Source organism: Pseudomonas sp. 05N431 (assembly GCF_056397005.1).
In genome coordinates, this window is the sequence record NZ_JBFTMN010000040.1 from 1 (window position 1) to 4,306 (window position 4,306).

Below are 4,306 nucleotides of genomic sequence, written 5' to 3' on the forward strand. Positions count from 1 at the left end.
TACTCGCTGCTGTCAACACCTCTTTTTCTCCGCTTTCGACCGAGATGATCGAACCGTCAATAAGGCGAAAACACACTGCCTTACCAACTCCTTCAGGCTTCGATGAACTGAAGCGTAACCGCTGTCGAAAACTGCGTAACTCTTTGTTTGCCAAGGAGTTTTCCGTTTCGACTGCGCCGGAAGTGGGGCGAATTATAGACTTCCAGAATCTGCCGTCAACACTTAATTTTGCTTTTCTATCAATGAGTTGCAGAAAGCCGAAAAAACAGTGTTTTCCCCTCTATATGGAGAGGGAAAAACACCGCGTCTATATAGAAGGAACCCTCAGAGCACTCCAGCTTCCTTAAAAGCAGCAACGGCGGCAGCCTCAAGACCCAGCACTCGCTGCAAAACCTCAAGCGTGTGCTCACCCAATAGAGGAGGGGCGCTACGGTACTCCACTGGCGTCTCGGACAAGCGAATAGGACTGGCAACCTGCGGCACCAACCCGGCCAGCGCATGAGGAAGCTCGATCGCCAAACCGCGCGCCTTAACCTGTGGATCGGCAAATACCTGCGACAGATCGTTGATCGGCCCACATGGCACGCCCGCCTGCTCCAACTGCGCCACCCATTCGGCAGTGGTCTTGAAGACCGTTGCCTGGCGAATCAACGGAATCAGCACCGCACGATTCGCAACACGAAGCTTGTTCGTCGCGAACCGCGGATCATCCGCCCACTGCGGCTGACCAGCCACTTCGGCAAATTTGCGGAACTGCCCGTCATTCCCCACCGTCAGGATGAAGTCACCATCCGCGGTCGGGAAGTCCTGATAGGGAACAATGTTCGGGTGGGCGTTACCCAAGCGCTTGGGAGCAATACCGGTAGTCAGGTAATTCATCGCCTGGTTAGCAAGGCACGCCACCTGAACATCCAACAATGCCATGTCGATGTGTTGACCACCACCTTCATGCTCCCGATGCGCCAATGCCGCCAGGATCGCTACCGTCGAATAGAGCCCTGTCAAAATATCCGTCAGCGCTACACCGACTTTCACCGGCCCGGCACCCTCATCACCTTCAGGACGGCCAGTCAGGCTCATCAAGCCACCGAGCCCCTGGATCATGAAGTCGTAGCCCGCACGCTTGGCATAAGGTCCGGTCTGGCCGAAGCCAGTGATCGAACAATATATCAGATCAGGGTTGATCGCCTTGAGCGACTCGTAGTCCAGCCCATAGGCCGCCAGACCACCAACCTTGAAGTTCTCGATCAGGATGTCGGACTTCGCCGCCAGCTCGCGAACCAGACGCTGACCTTCGGCCTGAGTAAAGTCGATGGTCACTGACTGCTTGTTGCGATTGGCCGACAAGTAATAAGCGGCCTCGCTGGTGTTCTCGCCGTAAGCATCCTTAAGGAAGGGCGGCCCCCAGGCGCGAGTGTCATCGCCATTGCCCGGGCGCTCGACCTTTATAACCTCGGCGCCGAGATCCGCGAGAATCTGCCCGGCCCAAGGCCCAGCCAATACCCGCGATAAATCCAATACCCGCAAATGCGATAACGCACCCATGGCCGCTCTCCTATTAATAGAACGCCTGGAGACCGGTCTGCGCGCGACCCAGGATCAGCGCGTGAACGTCATGAGTTCCTTCATAGGTGTTGACCACCTCAAGGTTGACCAGGTGACGTGCAACACCGAATTCGTCGGAGATGCCATTACCGCCCAACATATCGCGAGCCATACGGGCGATATCCAGCGACTTGCCGCAAGAGTTGCGCTTCATCATCGAGGTGATTTCGACGGCAGCTGTGCCTTCATCCTTCATACGCCCCAGACGCAGACAACCTTGCAGGGCCAGGGTAATTTCAGTCTGCATGTCCGCCAACTTCTTCTGGATCAACTGGGTGGCAGCCAAAGGCCGACCAAACTGCTGACGGTCGAGTGTGTACTGGCGAGCGGTGTGCCAGCAGAACTCGGCCGCCCCCAGAGCGCCCCAGGAGATGCCATAACGTGCAGAGTTAAGGCAGGTAAAAGGGCCTTTCAAACCGCGGACATCCGGGAAGATGTTCTCTTCTGGGACGAATACGTTGTCCATCACGATCTCGCCGGTGATAGAGGCGCGCAGGCCGACCTTGCCGTGGATTGCCGGAGCGCTCAGGCCTTTCCAGCCTTTCTCCAGGACGAAGCCACGGATATCGCCGGCGTCATCCTTGCCCCACACCACAAATACGTCAGCGATCGGGCTGTTGGTGATCCACATCTTGCTGCCAGTCAGGCTGTAGCCGCCTTCCACTTTACGTGCACGAGTGATCATCGAACCCGGATCGGATCCGTGGTTGGGTTCGGTCAGACCGAAGCAACCGATCCATTCACCGGTAGCCAGCTTCGGCAGGTATTTCTGTTTCTGCGCTTCGGTCCCAAATTCGTTGATCGGCACCATGACCAGCGAAGACTGCACGCTCATCATCGAACGATAGCCGGAGTCGACGCGCTCGACCTCACGGGCAATCAAGCCGTAGCTGACATAGTTCAGACCGCTGCCGCCGTACTGCTCAGGAATAGTCGCACCCAGCAGACCGATTTCGCCCATTTCGCGGAAGATCGCCGGGTCGGTTTTCTCATGACGGAAAGCTTCCAGAACACGTGGCGCCAGCTTGTCCTGAGCAAACTGGGCAGCGCTGTCGCGCACCATGCGCTCTTCTTCGGTGAGCTGTTGATCCAGCAGCAGGGGATCGATCCAGTTGAAGCTAGCTTTACCGGCCATGAGAGAGTCCTCGCGAAGTTGGTCAAATATCGTGGACTGATCCTAGGCGCCGCAGATGCATTGGGCAAACGAGGATTTTGCATACTGTTGTGTTAATTTCTCACTCCGTAATGGCCTGAAACGGCATATATTCAAACCATTAGTGAGGTTGCCGTACATGCGCAGGAAGATACCCAGCACTGCTGCACTGATCAGCTTCGAAGCGGCAGCCCGCCATGAGAGCTTTACCAAGGCCGCTCAAGAGTTATCGCTGACCCAAGGAGCGATATGCCGACAAATCGCCAGCCTGGAGGAGTTCCTCAGTGTCGAACTGTTCCGACGCTCACGACGCGGCGTGAAGCTGACTGAGGCGGGGCTTTCCTACAGCCGACGCGTTGCAACCCAACTGGATGCCGTTGAACGAGACACGCTGTCGGTGATGGGCCAGCAGGGCGCCAACGTCATCGAACTGGCGGTTGTGCCGACTTTCGGCACTCAATGGTTGTTGCCACGACTCAAGGACCTCCAGAAGCAACACCCGGAAGTCACGGTCAATCTGACCAACCGCACGCGACCGTTTCTATTTGCCGACACCGACTTTGACGCCGCGATCTACTTTGGTGACGCCGATTGGTCCGGTACCGAATCCCACAGACTGATGGGCGAGAATCCGATGCCGGTGTGCAGCCCGGCACTGCTCGGTGATCGCACACACCTGAGCGCCGAGGTGATTGCCGACCTGCCGCTACTGCAACAGACCACGCGACCTTACGCCTGGCGCCAGTGGTTCGACTCACAACACCTGAATGTCCCACGCGACATGACAGGTCCGCGTTACGAGCTATTCTCCATGCTGGCTCAGGCAGCGATGCATGACATGGGTATCGCACTGATCCCACCGTTCCTGATTCAGCGTGAGTTGGCGGAGAAACGACTGGTGATTGCCAACCCTCAGGCCCTGTCGAGCATCAAGGCCTATTACCTGATGATTCCTGACCGAAAGGTCGAATCAGCCTCTTTACGCGCATTTCGCGATTGGCTGGTTAATCAGGCACATAGCTACAACCCAGAAGGGCAGGGCTTATCCGCCACAAGCTGACCTCGTAGTCAGCAAAATTAAAGCACTACAGATATAAGTATTTGTCGCATTTTAGCAGACTGTACCTTCAGGAGGCACAATCGTCCCACAAGCGCCTAACGGCGTGGCTTTGCGGCCCTGATTCAAAGCAATGCCGCGTTATTCACAGCACCGATGTGTAATTTCCTGGATTTCGACAGAAATCCTTACAAAGCACGGCCTACAAGGGATTTAGGCGGACACTTGCGACATTCGGTCACAGGGTGACTTGTAGTTAATTTTCCGTCACCCGTCATAATCCCTTGAAGGGCACAAAGTTCGCCTGCAAAATGCCGCGCCCCGCCCGAAATACGGCGGGGGCGTGCTGATCGGCCGCCCCAGTCGCACCCTCCGCAGTGCGCTGGCCTTCCAAGAATGATCGAAAGCAATAAGATCAAGCAGGAGATTTGACGTGCACATTGGTGTTCCTCTCGAAACCCAGACCGGTGAAACGCGGGTTGCTGCAACCC

4 protein-coding genes are annotated in these 4,306 nt (G+C 56.4%); 2 read left to right on the forward strand and 2 right to left on the reverse strand.

Annotated elements, in window-relative coordinates; all coding sequences use genetic code 11:
* The coding region (locus AC1DIG_RS29100) for a hypothetical protein (RefSeq protein ID WP_477770081.1) at positions 1–347 on the forward strand (347 nt) is incomplete at its 5' end.
* Here AC1DIG_RS29100 and AC1DIG_RS29105 read toward each other — a convergent pair.
* The gene (locus AC1DIG_RS29105; protein WP_477770082.1) at positions 325–1,545 is read right to left on the reverse strand and encodes a CaiB/BaiF CoA transferase family protein; all 1,221 of its coding nucleotides are present in this window, start codon (positions 1,543–1,545) and stop codon (positions 325–327) included. The two genes, AC1DIG_RS29100 and AC1DIG_RS29105, sit on opposite strands and share 23 nt — an antisense overlap.
* A gap of 13 nt (positions 1,546–1,558) precedes the next feature.
* A complete protein-coding gene (locus tag AC1DIG_RS29110; protein WP_019694512.1) occupies positions 1,559–2,740 on the reverse strand; it encodes an acyl-CoA dehydrogenase in 1,182 nt (393 codons plus the stop codon).
* Between the two features lie 157 nt (positions 2,741–2,897).
* Here AC1DIG_RS29110 and AC1DIG_RS29115 point away from each other — a divergent pair, with 157 nt between their 5' ends.
* A complete protein-coding gene (locus AC1DIG_RS29115) occupies positions 2,898–3,818 on the forward strand; it encodes a LysR family transcriptional regulator (RefSeq protein ID WP_477770083.1) in 921 nt (306 codons plus the stop codon).
* The last annotated feature ends 488 nt before the right edge of the window (positions 3,819–4,306 follow it).